Genomic DNA, 23,147 nt, shown 5'->3' on the forward strand with positions numbered 1-23,147 from the left:
GCCTGGCCCTGGTGGCCTACGCGCTGCTCGGCCTGGCCATGCCGCCGATGCAGGCGGCGGCGCTGCTGATCGTACCGTCGATGGTGACCAACCTCTGGCAGCTCGCCTGCGGCCCGCGCTTCCTCGGCTTGATGAAGCGCCTGACCGGCCTGCTGCTCGGGGTGGTCGTGGGCACCCTGCTGGTCGGCGCATGGCTCGGCGGCGACGCACCAAGGCAGGCCACCGGCGTGCTCGGCCTGGCCCTGGTGGCCTACGCGCTGCTCGGCCTGGCCGCGATCCCGCTGCACCTGCCGGCACGCCACGAGCCCTGGGCCGGTCCGCTGGTCGGGCTGGCGACCGGCGCGCTGACCGCAGTCACCGGGGTTTTCGTGATTCCCGCGGTGCCCTACCTGGGAGCCCTAGGATTGCAGCGCGACGAACTGGTCCAGGCCCTCGGCCTGTCGTTCAGCGCCTCGACCCTGGCCCTGGCGGTCACTCTCGGCGTGCATGGCGACCTGCTCGAACCGCAGATGCTCGGTGCCTCGCTGCTGACCCTGGTCCCGGCGCTGGGCGGGATGCTCCTCGGCCAGTGGCTGCGCCAGCGGATCAGCGCGGCGCTGTTCAGGCGCTGCTTCTTCGTCGGTCTCCTGCTGCTCGGCGCCGACCTCGCCTGGCGCGGTTTCCACTGACGCCAGGGACGCATTGCGCACCCGCCAGGGCGGGCCTGCGGCCTTCGCGGGACTTCCGACGAACGGCACAAGCCGCTATCATCCGCCGCCGCGCGACCCCCACCGGGCGCGCGGCACCGGGCGGAACACGCCCGTCCGGCACGGAACGCCACCTATCGCAAGGAGCACACGATGAAGATCCGTCTTTCCCTTTCCGCCCTGGCCCTCGCCTGCGCCACCCTGGCCGGCTGCCAGAACCTGCCCCAGGGGGACCTCATGCAGCACGGCATGATGGCGGTGAAGGCCGCCACCCTGAGCGACGCCGAGGTCCGCCAGGTCGCCGACCAGGCCTGCGCCGAGTCCGACCAGCAAAACCGCATCGCCCCGGCCAACAGCAAGTACGGCCAGCGCCTGGACAAGATCGCCAAGGCCCTGGGCGACCAGATCGACGGCGTGCCGGTGAACTACAAGGTCTACCTCACCGAGGAGGTCAACGCCTGGGCCATGGCCAACGGCTGCATCCGCGTCTACAGCGGGCTGATGGAGCTGATGAGCGACAACGAGATCGAAGGCGTGCTCGGCCACGAGATGGGCCACGTCGCCCTCGGCCACACCCGCAAGGCCGCCCAGACCGCCTACGCGGCCGCCGCGGTGCGCGGCGCCGCCGGCGCCTCGAAGAGCGGCGCGCTGGCCGCCCTGTCCGGCTCCCAGCTGGGCGAACTCACCGAATCGCTGATCAACGCGCAGTTCTCCCAGTCCCAGGAATCCGACGCCGACGATTTCTCCTACGAGCTACTGAAGAAGCGCGGAGTGAACACCCAGGGCCTGGTCACCGCCTTCGAGAAGCTGGCCAAGCTGGGCGGCGGCGACAGCAGCATGTTCGATTCGCACCCGGGCTCCCAGGCCCGCGCCGATCACATCCGCCAGCGCATCGCCGCGGATCGCAAGTAACGCTCCCGCCCCGGTCTCCCGCGCTCGCGGGAGACCGCCTCACGCCGCCCGCTTGTGCTCGCGAATGCAGGTCGGGCCGGCGCGCTCCTCGACCTCGCGCTGCACGTCGCCGCGCAGCCCCAGCAGAAAGGCCAGTTCCGCCAGCACGAAGAGCGGACCGACGATCAACCCGCTGAGATCGTCGACGAAGGCCGGCTTGCGCCCTTCGTAGTAATGACCGACGAACTGGATGATCCAGCCGACCACGAACAGGCCAACGCCCCAGCCCAGCCAGGCCGCGGTAGTCCCCGCCGCCAATTGCGCAGCGCCCCACACCGTCAGCGCCAGCAGCGCCGTCATGGCCGCGCCGAAGCGCAGGTCCAGGCGCAGGTAGAACAGCGCCGCGGCGAGCGCCAGCAGCAGCGCCGGAGACAGGCCGAACCCCAGCGCCGGCCGCGCCAGCAACACGGCGATGGAGAGGACGATCATCGGAATGCCGATGAAATGGCTGAAGATGTTGCGCCGGTCGCGGTGGTAGGCGGCGTATTGCGCAAGGTGATCGACTAGGGTTTTCATTGTTGTGGTCTCACGCCAGGGTTCTCGCATCATCGCGCCGCCCCGGTTTTCCACTCTGTCAGCTAGACGACAAACATGAACGAGCGTACCGACTACCGTTCGCAACTCCAGGCCGGCCGCTGGTTCCAGGGTTTGCCGGAGGCCTTGCAGACGCACCTGCTGGCACTCGCCCAACCGCGCCAGTTGCCGCCGGGCCAGCGCCTGTTCGCCCGCGGCGACGCGCCCTGCGGACTGTACTGCGTGGTCGAGGGCGCGATCCGTATCAGCGCGGTCAGCGAGAACGGCAAGGAGGCGCTGCTGATCCTGGTGGAAGCACCGCACTGGTTCGGCGAGATCGCCCTGTTCGACGGCCAGGCGCGCACCCACGACGCCTACGCCGAAGGCCACACCCAGCTACTCCAGGTACCGCAGGCGGCGCTGCTCGAACTGCTTCGCCGCGAGCCGCATTACTGGCGCGACATGGCCCTGCTGATGAGCCACAAGCTGCGCCTGGCATTCATCGCCCTGGAAGAGATGGCCCTGCTGCCGGCCGCGCAACGCCTGGCGCGGCGCCTGCTGATGCTCGCCGAGGGCTACGACAACAGCCGCAGCCGGCAGGTCCTGCACCTGCCGCAGGAACAGCTGGCATTGATGCTGTCGCTGTCGCGGCAGACCACCAACCAGATCCTCAAGGACCTCGAAGCCCAGGGCATCCTCCAGCTCAGCTACGGCGGCATCGAGATCCTCGACCTCGCCGGCCTGCGCGCGGCCACCCACGGCTGAGCGCGAATCACACTTTCGAACGCTTGCAGGCGCGCCATGGCCGGCTACCGTGTGCAGGGCACCTGCCCTCGGTGCGGATATCCATAACGACAACAACAGGATCTCCCCATGCTCCGTCCCGCGCTTCCCGCTGTCCTCTGTCTTTGCTGCCTGTTGCTGGCGCTGCCGGCGCGTGCCGCCCTAGACGACCAGCAACGCGCCCTGCAACAACTGCAGGTCCAGGCCTGTCGCGCGGTGGGCAGCCTGTTGCTGCTGCGCGGCGAGGGCTTCCAGGAACAGCACGCGGCGCAACTGGAGAAGGATCTCGCCAGCCTCGACCGCGCGCTCGCCGCCGCCCCCGAGGGGGTGCTCCTGCGGCAAGGCGAAAGGGCGCTGGTGGCGCGCATCCGTGAAGGCGCGGCCTACGGCCCCCGCGAGGAGGACCTGCCCTGGCGCTACCCGCAGCAACTGAGCCGCGCCCTGCGTGACTTCCTCAACCTGGTGGAACGCCAGGTGCCGCCGCCCCCGCCAGGCCAGCCCCTGCCGCTCTGGCAGTTGCCGGTGCGGGTCGAGTACCTGTCCCTGCAATACCTGGCGCGCGCCTACCTGGGCGGGCTGGAGATTGCCCGCGAACAGCCCCGGGACTATCTCGGCCAGGACGAGAGCGTGCTGGTCCCGCTGATCGACCGGCGCATCGCCCTGCTGGTGGCGCAAAGCGCCAACCCGGCGGGACTGAAGAAACTGGAAAACCGCTGGGAGTACCTGAGCCAGGCCCTGCGCGACCTGAACAGCAAGAGCAGCGCGCTGGTCAGCGCTTCCGGCAGGCCCTGGGCGCCGATCATCGTCGACCGCCACGCGCGGGCCCTGAGCGAAAGCCTGATGCGCTTGAGTGCGGAGTGAGGCCACGCGCCGCACGGGGCGGATAACCTCGCCACTCGCCACGCTGCGCCAGCGTCCGCCCCGACTCCCTGGCCAGCGCATTTTTTCGAATCCGCCCTGCGGATTTTGATTTGCCGCCACGCCCTGGCGCAGGCGCAATGGTGCTCCCGAAAGGAGATCGCCATGCCCACTGCCACCCCACCCGGCCGCACCCTCTGGCTGATGGCCGCCATCGTCCTGGTCGGCCTCAACCTGCGGCCCTCCATGGCCGCCGTCGGCCCACTGCTGAACGCCATGCGCGGCGAGATCGCGCTCAGCTTCGGCGACGTCTCGCTGCTGACCGCCCTGCCGGTGCTGACCCTCGGCCTCGGCATGTTCTTCGGCCTGGGCATCGCCCGCCGCGTCGGCGAGTGGCGTTCGGTGGCCCTCGCCCTGCTGCTGATCGGCGCCGCCAGCGCCCTGCGCCTGGGCAGCCGAGGCCTGCCCGACCTGCTCGGCAGCGCCATGCTCGCCGGCCTCGGCATCGCCCTGATCCAGGCGCTGATGCCGGCCCTGATCAAGGCCCGTTTCGGCGCGCGCACGCCGCTCTGCATGGGGCTCTACGTCACCGCCATCATGGCTGGCGCGGCGCTGTCCGCCAGCGCCGCGCCGACCCTGGCGGAGCACGCCGGCTGGCGGCTCGGCCTCGGTGCCTGGGCGGCGCTCGCCGCGCTCGCGCTGCTGGCCTGGTGGCTGCAACCCGGCACCCGCCTGCGCCTGCCCGCCGCGCAGCCCGGCAGGAGCCTCCTGCGCTATCCGCGGACCTGGCTGCTGGTCCTGTTCTTCGGCCTCGGCACGGCCTGCTACACCTGCGTGCTGGCCTGGCTCGCGCCCTATTACCTGGAGCAGGGCTGGAGCGCCCAGGAATCCGGGCTGCTGCTCGGTTTCCTGACGGCCATGGAGGTGCTCTCCGGGTTGCTCGCGCCGGCCCTGGCCAGCCGCTCGCGGGATCGCCGCCCGGTGCTGGTCGGGCTAACGGCGCTGATGCTGGCCGGCTTCCTCGGCCTCGCCTGGGCGCCGGCCAGCCTGCCGCTGCTCTGGGCGCTGTGCCTCGGACTGGGCATCGGCGGGCTGTTCCCCATGGGCTTGATCGTCTGCCTCGACCACTTCGACGCGCCGCAACGCGCCGGTCAACTGGCTGCCCTGGTACAAGGCGCCGGCTACCTGATCGCCGGGCTGCTGCGCGACAGCCTCGGCAGCTTCACCGGCGCCTGGCTCGGACTGACCGCGGTGGCGGCGCTGCTGCTGGGACTGGGCCTGCGCTTCGACCCGCGGCGCTATGCGGCACTGTTCGCCGAGCGGCAGGCGCGAGGCGTCGGCGCCGAAAGCTTGCGCTGAGGAAGGGGACGGGTTCTGATGGCGCTCCCGACGCCGTCAGGACGCCCCGATGCTGATCGCCAACGGCCTGCGCAAGGTCGACATGCAGGACCTGCTGGTCTTCCTCCAGGTCCACCAACGACAGAACCTCGTCGAGGTCGCCGAACACCTGAACCTCAGCCCGTCGACGGTCAGCTACTGCCTGAAGAAGCTGCGCCAGGCCTTCGACGACGAGCTGTTCATCGCCACCCGCGGCGGCATGCAGCCGACCCACAAGAGTCGCGCCATGCTGCCCCACGTGGAGGAAATGCTCGCCCGCATCAACGCCTGTCACGCCGCCCAGGGCAGCTTCGACCCGCGTGGCGAGCCGCGGACCTTTACCCTCTGCGCGCCGGAATACGTCGAGCTGCTGATCCTTCCGGCACTCCTGCGACGGCTCGCCGCCAACGGCCCGAGGATCGGCCTGGACATCCGCCGCCTGGGTCCCGAACTGCCCACCGAAGCATTGCTCGACGGCCAGGTCGACCTGGTCTTCGACTTCGGCCCCGAGTACCACCGACCGGCACCGGAGCTACAGGCGCTCGCCCTGTTCAGCGACGAGCTGCTCTGCGTACAGGATCGTGCCCAGCCGCGCCACGAGCGCCTGGAACTGGACGAGTTCTGCAGGCGCCGCTTCGTCTTCCCGACCCCGCTCGACGCCAGCAACGCCAACCTGGTGGACACGTGGCTGCGACGCCAGGGCCGCAGCCGCGAGGTCGCCGCGCGCGCCAACAGCTACGTCGCCGCCTTGCAACTGCTGTCGGGCAGCGACTTCGTGCTGATGCTGCCACGGCGTATCCATGCACTGCTCGACGATGGCCGCCATCACGCCTGCCTCGCACCGCCCGGGCTGCCGCCGTTCGCCCTGCACCTGTCATGGAGCCGCGCCGCCGACCAGGACCCGGCGAACCTCTGGCTGCGCGAGCAGGTACTGATAGTCTGCGCCGAGCTGGGTTTGCTCTAGCCTGCGTCATCCTGCACTTCGAGGCTCGCCGCCAGGGAGCGCCAGAGCACTTCGGCGAATACCTGCTGGATGCCGCCGGCCAGGTAGTCGAACATCTGCTGCGCTTCCCGCCACTGGCTGCACACCAGCCAGAGATCCGGCTCGAGGGCGTCCCTGCGCACCTGGTACTCCAGGCAACCCGGCGCCTCCAGCCCCGGTTCGACCAGTTGTTGCAGGCGCAGGCCAAGCCGTTCCGACTGACCGTTGCGCGCGCGAATACGGATGACCTGGCTGGCGCTCATGACGGACGCTCCTCCGGACGAACGAGCGACGCCTCAGTGGGCGCCGCGCTCCAGTGGCTTGAGGATCGGGTCGCCCTCCTTGAGCAACTCCCAGACCAGCAACTTGGCCGGCTTCATCGGATCGGGATTGCGTGCCAGCAGGTGCGGCACGTTCGCCGGCTCGTACCAGCTCTGGCCCACCGTGTAGGTTTCCACCGGGCCGCCTTCCAGTTGCGTCTGCACGGTGCCTTCGAGCACGTAGACGAACACCGAGCCGGGATGCACATGGGGCGCGGAGACCTGGCCGGGCTTGAACGACACCGTCAGCATCAACCCACGATGGCCGGGAATCTCGGCCAGGGCCTGGTCGCGCAGGGTTTCCACCTTCTCCGCAGCATGGGCGCTGGCCAGCGTCGGCAGCGCGGCGAGCAGCAGGCAGGCGATCGATCGATTGGCCTTCATCGCCGTCCACCTCATTCCGGTTGCATGCCCATGCCGACGCCGAAGCGGTTCCAGGCGTTGATGGCCGAGACCGCCAGGGTCAGTTCGGCGATCTCCTTGTCGTCGAAGTGCTCGCGCAGTTCGTCGAGCAGGCCGTGCGGCAACGGCCCCTGACTGAGGCGGGCGAGTTGCTCGGTCCAGGCCAGGGCGGCGCGCTCGCGCGGGGTGAAGTAGGGGGTTTCCTGCCAGACGCAGAGCGCTTGCAGACGCTGCTCGGTCTCGCCGGCCTTGCGCGCGTCGTTGGCATGCATGTTCACGCAGTAGGCGCAACCGTTGATCTGCGAAGTGCGCAGGTAGACCAGTTCGATCAACGGGCGCTCCAGGCCGGCCTTGGCCAGGGCCTTTTCCAGGCCGAGCATGGCGGCATAGGCGTCGGGGGAGGCTTTGGCCCATTCGAGGCGGGTGGTCATGGCGAATCTCCTTGGCTGATTGGCAGCCGCGAGAGTGGAAAGCGGCGCGGCATGGGGTAACACTAAGCCTGCCTTTGGCTTCCACGAAGAGCCAATTACCAGAAATACCAGGTAGCCAATTTCGCCATGGAACTGCAACTGATCCTCGACGGCCGCCACGACCTGGTCGGCCAGCTCTATCGCCAGCTGCGCGACGCGATCCTCCACGGTCGCCTGGCCACCGGCGATCGCCTGCCAGCCACGCGCTACCTTGCCGAACGCCTGGAAGTGTCGCGCAAGACCGTCAGCGAAGCCTACGAGCGCCTCACCAGCGAGGGCTTCCTCGAAGGCCGGGTCGGCAGCGGCACCTTCGTCGCCCGCGGGCCCGCCGGGGAAGCGCCGCCGCAGCGCGCCGACGGTCCGCTGCGGCCGGCCGCGCGCTGGGCACGCATCGAACCGCAGTCCGGTCTGATGGACCAGCGAGCACCGCTCCGCTACAGCTTCGCCGGCGGCACGACCGACAAGCGCCGCTTTCCCTTCGATACCTGGCGTACCTGCGTGCTCCAGGCGCTACGCCTGCAACAGCGCTCGCCGGCGTTCTACAAGGAAACCGAAGGCGACCCCGAACTGCGCCTGGCGATCTCCCGCTACCTGGCGATCAACCGCGCCGTGCAGTGCGACTGGAACGCCCTGATGGTCACCCAGGGCGCCCAGCAGGGACTCGACCTGCTGGCCCGGGTGATGCTCGACCCCGGCGACCTGGCGGTGGTCGAGGAACCCGGTTATCCGCCGGCCCGCGCCAGCCTGCTGGCCACCGGCGCCGAGGTGCGCGGAGTGCCGGTGGACGCCGAGGGGCTGCGCGTCGACCTGCTGCCGGACAACGCCAAGCTGGTCTACGTCACCCCGTCGCACCAGTTCCCGCTGGGCATGCCGATGAGCCTGGAGCGGCGCCTGCAGTTGCTGGACTGGGCGCAGCGCCACCGGGCGCTGATCATCGAGGACGACTACGACAGCGAGTACCGCTTCGACGGGCGTTCGCTGGAGTCGCTGCGCAGCCTCGACCGGAACGGCCAGGTGGCCTACCTCGGGACCTTTTCCAAGACCCTCTTCCCCGAGCTGCGCCTCGGCTACCTGCTGCCGCCGGCGAGCCTGCGCGAAGCGGTGCTGGCGGCGCGCAAGCTGGTCGACCGGCACAGCGAGACCTTGCAGCAACGCGCCCTCGCGCTGTTCATCCAGCGCGGCGATTTCGCCCGCCATACGCGCCGCCTGCAACGCGAATACGCCCAGCGTCGCGGGCGCCTGCTGGAACGCCTGCACGGCGACCTGAGCCCCTGGCTCGAAGCGCTGCCGGCGGTGGCCGGGATCCACCTCGCGGCGCGCTGTCGCGAACCGCTGGATGTGCTGCGCATCGCCCGTCATTTGCGCCAGCAAGGTCTGGAGGTCGGCACCCTGCCGCCCTTCTACGCGGAAACCCCGGCACAGGCCGGCTTCCTCTTCGGCTTCGGCTGCATCGAACGGGACGACATCGACCCGGCGTTGGACCTGTTGCGCGCCGAGCTGCGGCGCTAGGCGCGCTTCCGCCCATCCACGGCCGGCAACTCGGCGGCGCGCAGGTAGGTGCCGATCTCCCCGGCCAGAGGCTCGATTGCAACCGCGCCCCATGCCCAGCGGCGCATGACGCGCCGCGTTATCCGCCCTACGGGAGGCGCCGCCCCTTGCAAAGGCCCGGCGAGGACGGCTCAGGGCTGCAGCAGTTTCGCCAGTCGTTCGCCGTCCAGCCCGAGCATGCGGGCAGCCTTGCTCTCGGCCAGTTGCTCCGCGTCGTCCTCGGGCAGGCTGGCGGCCTGGGTCGCCAGGCTGAGGATCAGCTCTTCGCGGGAAAGCACGCCACCGAACTGGTACGCCGCAGCGATCAGCCGGCGCAGCTCCAGCGGCAGCCGCCAACGCGCCCGCAGGGCCGAGCCGAAGCTGGCGCCGAAACGCCCCAGCAGCTCGTCGAGGCGCGCCTCGTCCAGCGCGCCGCCGCCATCGCACCAATCCTGCAATGTCCGCAGCAGCGCCAGGTCGCCCAGGCGATGCAGCAGCCCTGCGGTATAGCAGCGCTCGACGTCCGCGCCGAGGGCGTCGGCCAGTTCCCAGGCGATGTCCGCGCAACGTTGCGAAAGATCCCAGAAGTGCATGGCGCGCTCGGCCAGCAGCGGCTCGCCGAGCTGGATGGCCCGCTGCAGACTGAAACCGAGCACCAGGTTCAGGCTGTGCCCGAGTCCCAGCCGCCGCAGGGCCTGGCCCAGGGTCTGGCAGGCCGGACCGACGTGCCGGGCGGCGCTGTTGGCGGCGGCGATCAGGCCAGCGGTGATCTGCGGGTCGCGACCGAACTCATCCTCCAGCACGCGCAGCGGATGCTCCTCGGCGCTCAGGCAACGATCGCTGGCGGCACGCACGTCGGCTAGCAACGGCGCCCCCTCCGCGGAGTCGCGCGCGCGTTCGAGGAAAGCCTCCAGGTTCTCGCCCGCGTCCCGCTCCGGCAGCGGACAGGCGACCACTTCGTCGCCCTTCAGCAACAACCCTCGCAGGCGTTGCATCAGGTTCTCGGCCTGGAACGGCTTCACCAGGTAGGCGGTCGGCGCCAGTGCCACGGCGGCGCGCACGCTGGCCTGGTCGGCGCGGTCGCTGATCAGGATGAACGGCTGCTCGGCGACCGAGCGGCGCAGGCGCGCTTCGCGCAGCAGCTCGAAGCCATCCACCTGCGGCAGGTTCAGCTCGGCCAGGATCAACGCGAAGCGCCGGCGCCGGCAATGCGCCAGCGCTTCCCCGCCATCGCCGCAGAGGACCAGCCGGGCATCGCAACGCACGCCGAGGACCAGTTGGCCAAGCAAGTCGCGACTCCAGGGGTCCGGGTCGGCAATCAGGATGACGGGGGCCTTTTTCGCGGCACTCATGGCGTTCCTCTTCGAACCTGGCGAACCGAGCGGGACGCACCAGGCATGACAGGCGGGCACAACACGGCCCGCGGGCACACAAGGGTATGACGGGCGAACACGGTGCGCCTCTAGGACCTGTCCTAATCGCCTCGAACGGTACGACCGGAGGAATGCGGGAGGATTCGTATGCGCCAGGCGCCCAAGGGTAACAGGGGAAAACCGTTCGTCGGGCGTTTCGCGGAAAACCCTGGCAGAAAAAAGAGGCTTCCGTTTCCGTGAAGCCTCTGAAAGAAAGGCCCGCGCGGACGCGCGGGCCTCGGGGGTATCGCTTTGCCGGTGAAGCTTAAGCGAGTTCGTCGAAGCACTCGGCCAGGATGGCCAGGCCCTTCTCCAGTTGCGCGTCGGGGATGGTGACGGGCATGAGGAAGCGGATGACGTTGTAGTAGGTGCCGCAGGAGAGCAGGATCAGGCCCTTCTCGCGCGCACGGACGACGATCTTGCTGACCAGCTCGGCGGCCGGCTTGTGGGTATCGCCGCCCTCGAACAGCTCGATGGCCACCATCGAACCCAGGCCACGAACGTCGCCGATCACCTTGTGCTTGGCCTGGATCTCGCGCAGGCCGGCCTTGAGGCGCTCGCCGAGGGCTTGCGAACGTTCCAGCAGCTTCTCTTCCTCGAACACCTTCAGCACGGCCAGGGCCGCGGCGCAGGCGATCGGGCTGCCGGCATAGGTGCCGCCCAGGCCGCCGGGCGCGATGGCGTCCATGATCTCGGCCTTGCCGGCCACGCCGGAGATCGGGAAGCCGCCGCCGACCGACTTGGCAAAGGTGGTCAGGTCAGGAACGATGCCCAGTTGCTCGGTAGCGAAGAAGGTGCCGGTACGGCCGGCGCCGGTCTGCACTTCGTCGGCGATCAGCAGGATGCCGTGCTGGTCGCAAAGGGCGCGCAGGCGCTGCATGAAGGACTTGGAGTTGACGTAGAAGCCACCCTCGCCCTGCACCGGCTCGATGATGATCGCGGCGATGTCCTGGGGCTGGGCATCGTTCTTGAAGATGCGCTCGATGCTGGCGATGGAGTCGTCCTCGCTCACGCCGTGCAGTTCGCAGGGCGCCAGGGCGCGGAAGATGCCGCCCGGCATCAGGCCCATGCCGGCGGAGTACGGGACCACCTTGCCGGTCAGGCCCAGGGTCATCATGGTGCGGCCGTGGTAGGCGCCGGTGAAGGCGATCACGCCAGCGCGACCGGTGGCGGCGCGGGCGATCTTGACGGCGTTCTCGACGGCTTCGGAGCCGGAGGTGACCAGCAGGGTCTTCTTCGGGAAGTCGCCCGGCACGCGCTTGGCGATTTCCTCGGCCAGCTCGATGTAGGGTTCGTAGGCCAGCACCTGGAAGCAGGTGTGGGACAGCTTGCCCAGTTGCTCCTGGACCGCGGCGATCACCTTCGGATGCAGGTGGCCGGTGTTCAGCACGGCGATGCCGCCGGCGAAGTCGATGTACTCGCGGCCTTCCACGTCCCAGACGGTGGAGTTCTCGGCGCGCTCGGCGACGACCGGGTGGATCTGGCCCACGCCGCGGGGTACCGCGGCCTGGCGACGCTTCAGCAGGGATTCGTTGGTCTTGCTCATGGCTTCCTCAGTGGCCGCTCATCGGGTCGGCCGGGTCAAAGGATGAAGGCGGGAAGGAAGCTCCCCAAGGCAGCATGCGATGATCGACTGCCTCGGGACTTGCAGGCCCGCCAGGGCTCGGAGCCGCTTCGCGATCGGCGACCGCGACTCCCGGTTCGTCCGGTGCCACCACCGGCAACGTCGACACCGGACGGCGCAGCTCTTGCCTGCCGTCCGGCCCCTCCGGATGCGTTTCTCGCCGGACTCAGATACCGCCCAGGCAGAGGTACTTGATCTCGAGGTAGTCCTCGATCCCGTACTTGGAGCCTTCGCGGCCCAGGCCCGAGGCCTTGATGCCGCCGAACGGCGCCACTTCGTTGGAGATCAGGCCGGTGTTGATGCCGACCATGCCGTACTCCAGTTGCTCGGCGACGCGGAACACGCGGGCCAGGTCGCGGGCGTAGAAGTAGGACGCCAGGCCGAACTCGGTGTCGTTGGACATGGCGATGACCTCGGCCTCGTCCTTGAAGCGGAACACCGGCGCCAGCGGGCCGAAAGTCTCGTCCTTGGACACCAGGGCGTTCTTCGGCACGTCGACCAGGATGGTCGGCTCGAAGAAGGTGCCGCCGAGGGCGTGCGGCTTGCCGCCGGAAACCACCTTGGCGCCCTTGGAGACCGCGTCGGCGATGTGTTCCTCGACCTTGGTCACGGCCTTGGCGTCGATCAGCGGACCGGTGGTCACGCCGGCTTCCAGGCCGTTGCCGATGTTCAGCTTGGCCACGGCGGCCTTCAGCTTGTCGACGAAGGCGTCGTACACGCCGTCCTGCACGTACAGGCGGTTGGCGCAGACGCAGGTCTGGCCGTTGTTGCGGTACTTGGAAATCAGCGCGCCCTCGACGGCGGCGTCCAGGTCGGCGTCGTCGAACACGATGAACGGCGCGTTGCCGCCCAGCTCCAGGGACACCTTCTTGATGTCCTGGGCGCACTCGGCCATCAGTTGGCGGCCGATTTCGGTGGAACCGGTGAAGGTCAGCTTGCGCACGATCGGGTTGCTGGTCAGCTCGCCGCCGACTTCGCCGGCGCTACCGGTGACCACGCTGAACACGCCCTTCGGAATGCCGGCGCGCTCTGCCAGCTCGGCCAGGGCCAGGGCGGAATACGGGGTCTGCGAAGCAGGCTTGAGCACCATGGTACAGCCGGCGGCCAGGGCCGGGCCGGCCTTGCGGGTGATCATCGCCGAGGGGAAGTTCCACGGCGTGATGGCCGCGGTCACACCGATCGGCTGCTTGATCACGATGATGCGCTTGTCCGGCTGGTGGCCGGGAATGGTGTCGCCGTAGATGCGCTTGGCTTCTTCGCCGAACCATTCGAGGAAGGAGGCGGCGTAGGCGATCTCGCCCTTGGCCTCGGCCAGCGGCTTGCCCTGCTCGATGGTCATCAGGCGGGCCAGGTCGTCCTGGTTCTCGATCATCAGGTCGAACCAGCGGCGCAGCTTGTTGGCGCGCTCCTTGGCGGTCAGCGCGCGCCAGGCCGGCAGGGCCTTGTCGGCAGCCTCGATGGCGCGGCGGGTCTCGGCGGCGCCCATCTTCGGCACGCTGCCGATGATCTCGCCGGTGGCCGGGTTGTTCACCTTGATGGTCTGGCCGTTGTCGGCATCCACCCAGGCGCCATCGACGTAGGCTTGTTGACGGAACAGCTTGGCATCTTTGAGTTGCATGACCTGTCTCCTTCGAGGAATGCCGTGAGCAGCGGGTCTACCTCGACTACCCCGCGTGCCTGGTTGTCTGGTTCGGTTGTAACCGGAAAGTGTTGCCTGCTGGTTATTCGAAAGGGCCAGCGCCCCGGTGTTCCATTTCCTGCGCCCTGTGCCAGCGGCGTCGCCGTTACCGGCCGGCCACCGTGCGCAACGGGCGGACGCGGACGAACGCGACCGCCGACAGGCGTCGGGGAGGATACGAAAGACTCGTGCGGGAAAGGGATTGCGGACGAAACGCCACGCCGGCACCACGGCGGCCCGGCAGCGCGAAGGGCCGGACGAGCGACGGGCAGGTCAGAAAGAGGTCATTCCAGGGGCACGCGGCCGGCTGAACTGATGCCAATTCCCCGGTCTCCTGTTGTTGTGGCTTTGGGGGCGTTTGAAATCTCAAACGAATCCTAGGGCCACCACTGACAAAGGGCAATACCCCGTTCGATAAAATCAACGAAAGTCGGAAAATTCTGCTGCTTTTCTGAGCACATCCTCGACGGACGGTCGTTTTCGTTCGAAATCACGAACGTACGCACATGGAATGGACTCCCGCCGACGAGATGCGTATGATTGCGGCCTGCCGCGCGAGCCGCGGCGCTGCATCCGTAGCTCAGCTGGATAGAGTACTGCCCTCCGAAGGCAGGGGTCGTGGGTTCGAATCCCGCCGGATGCGCCATCTTCCAGAAGCCCGCCTTGTGCGGGCTTTTTGCTTTCAGACCTGCCTCGCCGCCACCCGCTCCGCCGAGCGGCGCCTGTCCCTCGCCGCAGAGACCAGAGCAACCGATCCTGTCCGGCCGGGAATGGCACTCAAGGCCGGGGCCAGATGGAGGGTCGATCGGCGGATAGTTCCTCGGGGCTGGCCGTTTCACGTCTATAGTTCTGCATGCTCGGATGCCGTTCCTACCAGGACTCCCACAGGAGCAACAGGATGCGCTCATGGCATGGCGTAGTCACGAAAATCGCCAAGCAAGGCAAGGGCGCCGTGGTCAAGAATCGACTCGGCCCGGAAGAGCTTCTGGTGCCCTTCACAGTGAGTACGCTCGTCGAGGTCGACCTGGACGCAAGGATCTACGGAACGGATGTGGACGACACGCCCTGGGCGGAGGGCGACGAACGAAAGGAGGTGCTGGTCGGTACCGAAGTAGAACTGCTGACCGATACGGATACCTTTCCTACCCATGCGTCCCAGGTGCTCAGCGCCAATTTCCGTTTCGCCCTCGACATCGTCAAGGGAGGGCTCAGCGGCCCGGTCAGGAAAGGGGCGGTCCTGGTCATCTACCACGACTTCCAGCAGGAGATCCGGAGAGGCGACTCCGGCAGCGCCTTCGCGGAGGCGGTCGTCGCCTATGCTCGGAACAAGCTCTACAAGCCGGCCTTCGCGATCAAGGCCGATACCAACTACGCCCAGTTGGTTCGGGATCTAGGCAAGGTTGCCGCGGAGAGCGGCGAACAGTACTTCATCGATACGATCCTCATCGCCACCCACGGCACGGCTGGCCAACTCTGGCTGGGCAACCCCCACGGCGATAGCACCGCGGACGTCATGGCCCGGCGTGTCCAGGGCAAGCAGTTCGTCGAGCCCCAGGCCTTTGGTGCGACCCTTCTCGAACTGTTCGGCAAGGAACTGGCCATCGCCCTCTACGGGTGCGACTTCGCCGGGGACGGGGACGGAGCGAGCTGCGCATCGCCGCCAACGCGAGAGCGGTCTACGCCGGCAAGGGCACGGTGTATCTCAATGCCAGCAAAGAGGGTCGTTCCACGGTGACCTGCAGCAAGGCGATGGTGGTCTACCGGACCGACAAGATCGAGGTACTGGGTGGAAACCAGGTACCGGTATTCGATATCTGAGGCCCCGCCCCGCACTGTCATTGCCGATTGCCCAGGATCTTCGGCCCCAGACGCTCCGCCTCGCCCCTGGCCTTTTCCCTGGGGAGAGCCTTAAGATCGGGAGTCCGCACTGGGGCGGACCTTCTCTTCCTGCGGGTGGTTTCTCCGGATGCTTCCAGACAGCATGGTGGGTAGCAGCGCGCGGCGCCTTCGTTTGCGGCGGACGCGCGGGCGTGTCGGGCTCGGCCTGGTGGCCGGGCTGTCGGTACTGGCAGGCATGACCGACGCCATCGGTTTCCTCGCCACCGGCGACTTCGTTTCCTTCATGAGCGGCAACACCACGCGCCTGGCGGTATCGCTGGGCGAGGGCGACTTCGGCGGGCTGGTGCGGCTGAGCGTCGCCCTGGCCAGTTTCGTCGTCGGCAACGCGCTGGGAGTGATACTGGCGCGCTTCAGCGGGCGCCGGGCGGCGCCGATCCTGGTCTGCTGCGCGATGCTGCTGGCGTTGTCGGCGGTCTGGCCATTCGACTGGAACGTGCCGGCGCTGGTCGCCGCGATCCTCGCCATGGGCATGCTCAACGCCGTGGTCGAGCAGGTCAACGGCCTGCCCATCGGCCTGACCTACGTCACCGGCGCCCTCTCCCGCTTCGGCCGCGGCCTCGGCCGCTGGCTGCTGGGCGAGCGGCGCAACGGCTGGCGGGTGCAACTGGTGCCCTGGAGCGGCATGTGCGTCGGCGCGGTGCTCGGCGCCCTGCTGGAACAGCAACTGGGCCTCGCGGCGATGGCGGCGAGCGCAGCGCTGGCGGCTCTTCTCGCGTTGCTGGCACTGGTGATTCCGCGGCCATGGCAGATGGACTATATGGTGCGTTGAGCGGCCACTGCGGGGTTTGCCGCGTGCCACGACCCCCGAAACGGAGCGCAGCACTTCTTGACCTCGCCTGGAACCCCTCAATAGGATGCATGCACACGCACTTATATGGAGTGGCGAGCCGATGAACCGCAGCGCCCTGGATTTCCGCCACTTCGTCGACCACCTGCGTCGCCAGGGTGACCTGGTGGACGTGCACACCGAGGTCGACGCCAACCTGGAGATCGGCGCCATCACCCGCCGGGTCTACGAACGCCGCGCACCCGCCCCGCTGTTCCACAACATCCGCGACAGCCTGCCCGGCGCGCGGGTACTGGGCGCGCCGGCCGGCCTGCGCGCCGACAGGGCCCGCGCCCATTCGCGCCTGGCGCTGCATTTCGGCCTGCCGGAACACAGCGGGCCGCGGGACATCGTGGCCACGCTGCGCGCCGCGATGCGCGCGGAACCGATCGCGCCGCGCCGGCTGGAGCGCGGGCCGGTGCAGGAAAACGTCTGGCTCGGCGAGCAGGTGGACCTGACCCGCTTCCCGGTCCCCTTGCTCCATGAGCAGGACGGCGGCCGCTATTTCGGCACCTACGGTTTCCACGTGGTACAGACGCCGGACGGCAGTTGGGACAGCTGGTCGGTGGGCCGGCTGATGCTGGTGGACCGCAACACCCTGGCGGGTCCGACCATTGCCACCCAGCACATCGGCATCATCCGCGAGCAGTGGCGCCGCCAGGGCAAGCCAACGCCCTGGGCGATGGCCCTCGGCGCACCGCCGGCGGCACTCGCGGCGGCCGGTATGCCGTTGCCGGAGGGGGTCAGCGAAGCCGGCTACGTAGGCGCCCTGGTCGGCGAGCCGGTGGAGGTGGTGCGCACGCAGACCAACGGCCTGTGGGTTCCGGCCAATGCCGAGATCGTCCTGGAGGGCGAGATCAGCCTCGACGAAACCGCGATGGAAGGCCCGATGGGCGAATACCACGGCTATTCCTTCCCCACCGGCAAGCCGCAGCCGCTGTTCCACGTCCATGCGCTGAGCTTCCGCGACCAGCCGATCCTGCCGATCTGCGTCGCCGGCACGCCACCGGAGGAAAACCACACCATCTGGGGCACCATGATTTCCGCGCAACTGCTGGACGTAGCGCAGAACGCCGGACTGCCGGTGGACATGGTCTGGTGCTCCTACGAGGCGGCGACCTGCTGGGCCGTGCTGTCGATCGACGTGCAGCGCCTGGCGGCCCTGGGCACCGACGCCGCGGCCTTCGCCGCACGGGTCGCCGAGACCGTCTTCGGCTCGCATGCCGGACACCTGGTGCCGAAGCTGATCCTGGTCGGCAACGACATCGACGTCACCGAGATCGACCAGGTGGTATGGGCGCTGGCGACTCGCGCGCATCCGCTGCACGACCATTTCGCCTTCCCGCAGATCCGTGACTTCCCGATGGTTCCCTACCTCGATGCCGAGGACAAGGCACGAGGCAGCGGCGGTCGGCTGGTGATCAACTGCCTGCACCCGGAACAGTTCGCCGGGCAAATGCGTGCCGCTACGGCGTCGTTCCGCCATGCCTATCCGACGGCGCTGCGCAGGCGAGTCGAAGAACGCTGGAGCGACTACGGATTCGCCGACGCCTGAGCGCTACAATCCCCGCCCTGGCGAAAGAGGATCGAGGAAGGTGACCGGGCCAATGACCGAGACGAACGCACTGGGGCTGCCCCAAGGCCCGCTGTACCTGATGACGGAGATCGTCCGCCAGCGCGAACGGCAACTCACCGCCCTGCTTGCCCCTCTCGAACTGGGGCTGCATGAATGGCGTGCGTTGCGGATCATCCACGCCTTCGACGGTGACGTGCCGATGAGCGTGCTCATCGAGCACTCGCAGACCGACCGCACCGCGCTGGGCCGGACCATCGAACGGCTGGTGCGGCGCGGCTGGGTCAGCCGCCTGCCGGACCCGGACGACGGTCGCGCCGTGCTGGTGCGCCGCAGCCCCGCGGCACAGGCGGTGTTCGAGCAGGCCCTGGCACAGGTCGCAGGGCTCGACGAAAGGCTGCTGGCGGCTCTCGGCGCCGGCCCGGAAGAAGAGGCGCTGACCCTCGCCCTGGGCAAGTTGCTGCGGGCCTTCGACGGGCTTTCCCGCGTGACGCAATAGCCTTTCGAGGGCATCTCCGGGTTTGCGAAGCAACTCTCATCCCGGTCATGGACTGACCATCCGGCCCCCTATTTGCTGGCCGATTGATAGCATGGGCGGCCTTCGCAAGCCCATTCGACCCGCAATGCCACGACACCCGCACACCACCCTGCTCCTCTGCCTTTGCCTGATCCTGCCCGGTTGCGAGAGCGGCCGCAGCTACAGCCTTTCCGACGGCGCGCCGGCCACGGGCATCCGCATCCAGCGCGACGACCGCTCGCCGTTGCAGCGCCTGCGGGACTGCGAACGCCAGGGTTGCAGCGAGCGGCAGAAGATCGACCCGTTCACCCCCGATCCTGACTACCTGCGCGCGGAAGGCCACTTCCCGCTGCCCTGGTAAGCTTCCCTCTTCGCCCGTTCCCGACGGGCTTTTTTCCGTTCCCGACAGATACCCTCAGCTGCCCTCAGCGATTTCCTACGCACCAAGAAGGAAAGCCTCTCGCCTCTCTCGGAACGAGCCGATTTCTCGGCAGTCGCCGTTCGCATTCCATTGGTCACCCAACGGCAACGAGGATCGGCCATGACTGGATTGCCCTCGCATGGCAACGGACGCGCCCCCGGCGCCTGCCCATGTCCGGCCCTACCCGCCCCACTCCGAGGACTGAAGATGAACGACTACATCGCCCGGCTGCGCGAGAAATACGACGACCATTTCGGCTGTGCGCCGAGCATCGTCCTGGACTGCCGTGACTTCTGGAGGCACTGCGTGACGGCACCGGAAATGGCGGTGTTCGGCTACCGCCTGGAAAGCAGCCGGCGCCCGCACCACGTGGTGATCACCGCGGGGATGAGCCAGGCACGGATGCACTTCGCGCCCTATATGGGCAGCGCGCGCTGGTCCAGCGAGCTGATCTGCTACCTTGACGTCCTCGGCGGTGAGGACCTGCGCCACCTGCAGTGGCTCGCCGGCCTGCCGTTCCACGAACGCCTGGCCCTCGGCCACGGACACAGCGTGGCATTCGGTTTCCCGCTCTACGAGCACAGCCTGCTGCGTCACTTCCTTCTCCTGCCGACCCCGCTGGGCGAAGATGCCGCCCTGTTCGACGGTTTCGACCTGTCCGCCCATCCGGTCGACCTGCTCTGGGTCGTGCCGCTGACCGAGCAGGAATACCAGGTGAAAGTGAACAAGCATCTGGAAGGCATCGCCGAAGTGCTGAACGACGCCGGACATCCGCTCAGCCTCGACCGGCATCGCCATTGCTACGTCACCGGCCAACGTCCGGAAGGGTTCGAGCGGATACTGCATTAGGTCGCCGGGCAACCGGAGCAAGAGGCCCGTCGCCAGGCCCTACCTTCGTCGGGGAAGCCGGCGATGACGTTTTTCAATCGGTTCGATGCCGTTTTCCCCGCTTGCCGATCCGCTCGCCGTCTACGATTCTTGCTGGACGTGAGAACGGCTCCGGAGGGGCGCGCATGAAAACCGTGGCACAACTGTTGAACGCCAAGCAGAACCAGCAGGTGTACACCATCGGACCGGACGAGATGGTGCTCGACGCCCTGCGCCTGATGGCGGAAAAGAACATCGGCGCGCTGCTGGTGGTGAACCATGGCGAGGTGGTCGGGGTGGTCAGCGAGCGCGACTATGCGCGCAAGATGGTCCTCAAGGGCCGTTCGTCCATCGGTACGCCGATCAGCGCGATCATGAGCGCGCCGGTGGTCAGCGTGGACTCGAAGCAGAGCGTCGACACCTGCATGAACCTGATGACCGATCGCCACCTGCGCCACCTGCCGGTCGTGGAAGACGGCCAGTTGCTCGGCCTGCTGTCCATCGGCGACCTGGTCAAGGCGGCGATCGCCGAGCAGGCCGAGCTGATCCAGCAACTGGAACAGTACATCCGCGGCGACTGAAGCGTACATGCCGGCCCTGCCCTTTTCCCGCCGGCTCACGCGATAATCCGCGGCTGTTCCCGTTGCGAGCCGCCGCCATGTCCTCTCCGCCGAAGATCCGCCGCTACATTCCCGCCGACCGCGATGCCACCCTCGCCATCTGGCTGGAGGCCTCGCGCGTCGGCCACGGTTTCCTCGGCGAAGCCGAGTTGCAGAAGCAGAAGGCACTGGTTCGCGATCATTATCTGGATGCCTCGGAAACCTGGCTGGCGCTGGACGGCGATACGCCGCTGGGCTTCATCGGCCTGCTCGATGCCTTCATCGGCGGCCTGTTCGTCGCCCCGACGGCCCACGGGCGCGGGATCGGCCGGCAACTGGTGGAGCACGCGGCAACCCTGAAGGGCGCGCTGGAGGTCGAGGTCTACGCCGCCAACCGCGAGGCGCTGGGGTTCTACGCGCGCTGCGGCTTCGTCGAGAGCGGCCGACGCCCGCGCGACGACGAGGGGCGCGCGCTGGAGATCGTCCAGTTGCGCCGCGAACACTAGTCGCCCTTACGGAAAACGCTCGGCGAGACGCCGCTCAGGCGCTTGAAGAAACGGGTGAAGTAGGCCGGCTCGCTGAAGCCGAGGCGGTCGGCGATCTCGTTCACCGTCATCGCCGTGTAGACCAGGTCGCGCTTGGCCTCCAGCAGCAGGCGCTGGTGCACGATGCCCAGTGCGGTCTGCCCGCTGAGGCGGCGCGCCACGCCGTTCAGGTGTGCCGGGGAGATGCCCAGGCGACGCGCGTACTCGTCGATTCCCAGGTGCTCGCGGAAATGCCGCTCGACCAGTTGCGAAAAGGCCGATAGGTATTCCTGACCACGACCCGGCCGTGCCTCCGCCCGCCGGACCATCACCTGCCGCCCCAGCCACACCGCCAGCACGCCGATCAGCGACTGCAACAACAGCTCGCGCGCCGGCGCAGCGCCGGCGTACTCGCCGTCTATGGCGTCGAACAGCGTGTCGATATAGCGCCGGTCCGCGCCCACCGGGTACAGCCCCGGCGCTTCCAGCGCCTGGCGCTGCGCGCCGAGGTGCGCCTGCAAGCGGGCCAGCAACGGTGCGGCGAGCGTCAGTACGTAGCCGTCGATGCGCTCGGAGAACTGGAAGCCATGGATGCACAACGGCGGTACGAACTGGATGGAAGGCTGCTCGACGCGAGTCGGCTCGCCCTCGACCTGGAGCTGCGCCCAGCCCTTGCGCACGTAGAGCAACTGAGCGAGATCGGCGTGCCGGTGCGGCTTGATCTCCCAGTCGTGCAGGCGACTGCGGGCGGGGATCGACTCGCAGTGCAGCAGGTCCGGGGTCGGCCATTCGAGGGGCGCGCCGTAGAGCTTGAACACCGGGACGTCGCGGGTGGAATCCGTCATCGAGCCCTCCGAGCGAAATGGCCGATTGCCGAACAGAGTTTATAAAAGTCCAGAAATAGATCGGCAATTTGCCTTCTATAGCACCCCACGGCAAACAAAAATACAGCCACCTCCAGACAAGATCAGCGCCGGCGCATGCGCCGCCGGCCAGCCATAACAGCGAGAGGGCTATCCGCAATGAAGACTCAAGTCGCCATCATCGGCGCCGGTCCGTCCGGCCTCCTGCTCGGCCAGTTGCTGCACAAGGCCGGCATCGACAACGTGATCCTCGAACGCCAGACCCCGGACTACGTGCTCGGCCGCATCCGCGCCGGCGTGCTGGAACAGGGTATGGTCGACCTGCTGCGCGAGGCCGGCGTCGACCGGCGCATGGCGCGCGACGGGCTGGTCCACGAAGGCGTGGAGATCGCCTTCGCCGGGCAGCGCCGGCGCATCGACCTGAAGCGCCTGAGCGGCGGCAAGACGGTGACGGTCTACGGCCAGACCGAGGTCACCCGCGACCTCATGGAAGCCCGCGAAGCCTGCGGCGCCACTACCGTCTACCAGGCCGCCGAGGTGCGCCTGCACGACCTGCAAGGTGAGCGCCCCTACGTGACCTTCGAACGCGACGGCGAACGGCTGCGCCTGGATTGCGACTACATCGCCGGCTGCGATGGCTTCCACGGCATCTCGCGGCAATCGATCCCGGCGGAACGGCTGAAGGTCTTCGAGCGGGTCTATCCGTTCGGCTGGCTCGGCCTGCTCGCCGACACCCCGCCGGTCAGCCACGAACTGATCTACGCCAACCATCCGCGCGGCTTCGCCCTGTGCAGCCAGCGTTCGGCGACCCGCAGCCGCTACTACGTACAGGTGCCATTGACAGAGAAGGTCGAGGACTGGTCCGACGAGCGCTTCTGGACGGAACTGAAAGCGCGCCTCCCGGCCGAGGTGGCGGAGAAACTGGTGACCGGTCCTTCGCTGGAGAAGAGCATCGCGCCGCTGCGCAGCTTCGTGGTCGAGCCGATGCAGCATGGCCGGCTGTTCCTCGCCGGCGACGCCGCGCACATCGTGCCGCCCACCGGCGCCAAGGGACTGAACCTGGCGGCCAGCGACGTCAGCACGCTCTACCGGCTGCTGCTGAAGGCCTACCGCGAAGGGCGGGGCGAACTGCTGGAACGCTACTCGGCAATCTGCCTGCGGCGGATCTGGAAGGCCGAACGCTTCTCCTGGTGGATGACTTCGGTGCTGCATCGCTTCCCCGACACCGACGCGTTCAGCCAGCGCATCCAGCAGACCGAACTGGAGTACTACCTGGGCTCCGAGGCGGGCCTGGCGACCATCGCCGAGAACTATGTCGGCCTGCCCTACGAGGAAATCGAGTAGGCCGCGCCACCCCGGCGCAACGCCGGGGCACCGTTCCCAAGGCGGGACGCAACGTTGGCGCAGGCGAATATCGACGAAAGACGACCCTCGGATCGATATTCCCCGGCACCTGTCCTACCCCAGGCGCAGTA

At 68.1% G+C, this 23,147-nt stretch carries 24 protein-coding genes and 1 tRNA gene; 17 read left to right on the forward strand and 8 right to left on the reverse strand.

Annotation, left to right across the window (positions count from 1 at the left end):
* Together FFS27_RS04985 and FFS27_RS04990 are read left to right on the forward strand one after the other, a co-directional pair.
* Positions 1-668, forward strand: a 668-nt coding sequence (locus FFS27_RS04985; RefSeq protein WP_137951944.1) for a sulfite exporter TauE/SafE family protein, incomplete at its 5' end; no start/stop codon positions are given.
* A 171-nt stretch (positions 669-839) separates the two neighbouring features.
* The gene (locus FFS27_RS04990; protein ID WP_009315016.1) at positions 840-1,598 is read left to right on the forward strand and encodes a M48 family metallopeptidase; all 759 of its coding nucleotides are present in this window, start codon (positions 840-842) and stop codon (positions 1,596-1,598) included.
* Between the two features lie 39 nt (positions 1,599-1,637).
* On the opposite strand, the gene FFS27_RS04995 is transcribed toward FFS27_RS04990, so the two are convergent.
* A complete protein-coding gene (locus tag FFS27_RS04995) occupies positions 1,638-2,153 on the reverse strand; it encodes an Mpo1 family 2-hydroxy fatty acid dioxygenase (RefSeq protein ID WP_003084225.1) in 516 nt (171 codons plus the stop codon).
* 75 nt (positions 2,154-2,228) lie between these two features.
* Here FFS27_RS04995 and FFS27_RS05000 point away from each other — a divergent pair, with 75 nt between their 5' ends.
* From FFS27_RS05000 to FFS27_RS05015, 4 genes are all read left to right on the forward strand, one after another.
* A complete protein-coding gene (locus FFS27_RS05000) occupies positions 2,229-2,915 on the forward strand; it encodes a Crp/Fnr family transcriptional regulator (RefSeq protein WP_003128506.1) in 687 nt (228 codons plus the stop codon).
* A gap of 108 nt (positions 2,916-3,023) precedes the next feature.
* Positions 3,024-3,794 (forward strand): hypothetical protein, encoded by a 771-nt coding sequence (locus tag FFS27_RS05005; protein ID WP_003084221.1) that lies wholly within the window; start codon positions 3,024-3,026, stop codon positions 3,792-3,794.
* A 162-nt stretch (positions 3,795-3,956) separates the two neighbouring features.
* Complete coding sequence (locus FFS27_RS05010) at positions 3,957-5,150, forward strand: MFS transporter (protein WP_023100732.1); 1,194 nt, start codon at positions 3,957-3,959, stop codon at positions 5,148-5,150.
* Positions 5,151-5,199: 49 nt separating this feature from the next.
* Positions 5,200-6,132: a LysR family transcriptional regulator gene (locus FFS27_RS05015; RefSeq protein ID WP_003106255.1), complete on the forward strand. Its 933-nt coding sequence runs from the start codon at positions 5,200-5,202 to the stop codon at positions 6,130-6,132.
* Here the strand turns inward: FFS27_RS05015 and FFS27_RS05020 are convergent.
* Genes FFS27_RS05020 through FFS27_RS05030 form a run of 3 tightly spaced genes read right to left on the reverse strand, consistent with a single transcriptional unit; the run spans position 6,129 to position 7,303 of the window.
* Complete coding sequence (locus FFS27_RS05020) at positions 6,129-6,413, reverse strand: antibiotic biosynthesis monooxygenase family protein (protein WP_003106257.1); 285 nt, start codon at positions 6,411-6,413, stop codon at positions 6,129-6,131. The genes FFS27_RS05015 and FFS27_RS05020 overlap by 4 nt on opposite strands.
* 33 nt (positions 6,414-6,446) lie before the next feature.
* Positions 6,447-6,854: a cupin domain-containing protein gene (locus FFS27_RS05025; RefSeq protein ID WP_003084212.1), complete on the reverse strand. Its 408-nt coding sequence runs from the start codon at positions 6,852-6,854 to the stop codon at positions 6,447-6,449.
* Positions 6,855-6,865: 11 nt separating this feature from the next.
* Positions 6,866-7,303: a carboxymuconolactone decarboxylase family protein gene (locus FFS27_RS05030; protein ID WP_003084211.1), complete on the reverse strand. Its 438-nt coding sequence runs from the start codon at positions 7,301-7,303 to the stop codon at positions 6,866-6,868.
* Positions 7,304-7,429: 126 nt separating this feature from the next.
* Here FFS27_RS05030 and pdxR point away from each other — a divergent pair, with 126 nt between their 5' ends.
* Positions 7,430-8,851, forward strand: coding sequence for a MocR-like pyridoxine biosynthesis transcription factor PdxR (gene pdxR, locus FFS27_RS05035; RefSeq protein ID WP_023092283.1), 1,422 nt, complete (start codon positions 7,430-7,432; stop codon positions 8,849-8,851).
* A 170-nt stretch (positions 8,852-9,021) separates the two neighbouring features.
* Here the strand turns inward: pdxR and FFS27_RS05040 are convergent, their stop codons facing one another.
* The 3 genes from FFS27_RS05040 to gabD form a co-directional block, all read right to left on the reverse strand.
* Entirely contained in the window at positions 9,022-10,221 is a 1,200-nt protein-coding gene (locus FFS27_RS05040) for an HDOD domain-containing protein (RefSeq protein WP_003084206.1), read from the reverse strand.
* Between the two features lie 325 nt (positions 10,222-10,546).
* Positions 10,547-11,827 carry a 4-aminobutyrate--2-oxoglutarate transaminase gene (gene gabT / locus FFS27_RS05050; RefSeq protein WP_003084201.1) on the reverse strand — a complete coding sequence of 427 codons (1,281 nt, stop codon included), beginning with the start codon at positions 11,825-11,827 and terminating at the stop codon, positions 10,547-10,549.
* A 244-nt stretch (positions 11,828-12,071) separates the two neighbouring features.
* A complete protein-coding gene (gene gabD / locus FFS27_RS05060; protein ID WP_003084198.1) occupies positions 12,072-13,523 on the reverse strand; it encodes an NADP-dependent succinate-semialdehyde dehydrogenase in 1,452 nt (483 codons plus the stop codon).
* A gap of 629 nt (positions 13,524-14,152) precedes the next feature.
* Between gabD and FFS27_RS05070 the strand changes: the two genes are divergently transcribed.
* From FFS27_RS05070 to FFS27_RS05110, 9 genes are all read left to right on the forward strand, one after another.
* A tRNA-Arg gene (locus tag FFS27_RS05070) sits at positions 14,153-14,229 on the forward strand.
* A 252-nt stretch (positions 14,230-14,481) separates the two neighbouring features.
* Complete coding sequence (locus tag FFS27_RS05075; protein ID WP_023100726.1) at positions 14,482-15,318, forward strand: hypothetical protein; 837 nt, start codon at positions 14,482-14,484, stop codon at positions 15,316-15,318.
* Positions 15,319-15,564: 246 nt separating this feature from the next.
* Complete coding sequence (locus FFS27_RS05080) at positions 15,565-16,251, forward strand: YoaK family protein (protein WP_003106170.1); 687 nt, start codon at positions 15,565-15,567, stop codon at positions 16,249-16,251.
* Between the two features lie 121 nt (positions 16,252-16,372).
* Positions 16,373-17,863 (forward strand): UbiD family decarboxylase HudA, encoded by a 1,491-nt coding sequence (gene hudA / locus FFS27_RS05085; RefSeq protein ID WP_023100725.1) that lies wholly within the window; start codon positions 16,373-16,375, stop codon positions 17,861-17,863.
* Positions 17,864-17,903: 40 nt separating this feature from the next.
* Complete coding sequence (locus FFS27_RS05090; protein ID WP_003118626.1) at positions 17,904-18,380, forward strand: MarR family winged helix-turn-helix transcriptional regulator; 477 nt, start codon at positions 17,904-17,906, stop codon at positions 18,378-18,380.
* 91 nt (positions 18,381-18,471) lie between these two features.
* Complete coding sequence (locus tag FFS27_RS05095) at positions 18,472-18,759, forward strand: hypothetical protein (protein ID WP_021263260.1); 288 nt, start codon at positions 18,472-18,474, stop codon at positions 18,757-18,759.
* Positions 18,760-19,026: 267 nt separating this feature from the next.
* The gene (locus FFS27_RS05100) at positions 19,027-19,668 is read left to right on the forward strand and encodes a suppressor of fused domain protein (protein WP_003084105.1); all 642 of its coding nucleotides are present in this window, start codon (positions 19,027-19,029) and stop codon (positions 19,666-19,668) included.
* 164 nt (positions 19,669-19,832) lie between these two features.
* On the forward strand, positions 19,833-20,267 hold the full coding sequence (locus FFS27_RS05105; protein WP_003084101.1) for a CBS domain-containing protein: 435 nt from the start codon (positions 19,833-19,835) through the stop codon (positions 20,265-20,267).
* A gap of 77 nt (positions 20,268-20,344) precedes the next feature.
* A complete protein-coding gene (locus FFS27_RS05110; protein WP_003084100.1) occupies positions 20,345-20,791 on the forward strand; it encodes a GNAT family N-acetyltransferase in 447 nt (148 codons plus the stop codon).
* Here the strand turns inward: FFS27_RS05110 and FFS27_RS05115 are convergent.
* Positions 20,788-21,654 carry a helix-turn-helix domain-containing protein gene (locus FFS27_RS05115; RefSeq protein ID WP_003084097.1) on the reverse strand — a complete coding sequence of 289 codons (867 nt, stop codon included), beginning with the start codon at positions 21,652-21,654 and terminating at the stop codon, positions 20,788-20,790. The genes FFS27_RS05110 and FFS27_RS05115 overlap by 4 nt on opposite strands.
* A gap of 177 nt (positions 21,655-21,831) precedes the next feature.
* Here FFS27_RS05115 and pobA point away from each other — a divergent pair, with 177 nt between their 5' ends.
* A complete protein-coding gene (gene pobA / locus FFS27_RS05120; RefSeq protein WP_003084095.1) occupies positions 21,832-23,016 on the forward strand; it encodes a 4-hydroxybenzoate 3-monooxygenase in 1,185 nt (394 codons plus the stop codon).
* The last annotated feature ends 131 nt before the right edge of the window (positions 23,017-23,147 follow it).

The sequence above is a fragment of the Pseudomonas sp. 2VD genome (genome assembly GCF_005503585.1).
Taxonomy (GTDB): domain Bacteria; phylum Pseudomonadota; class Gammaproteobacteria; order Pseudomonadales; family Pseudomonadaceae; genus Pseudomonas; species Pseudomonas aeruginosa.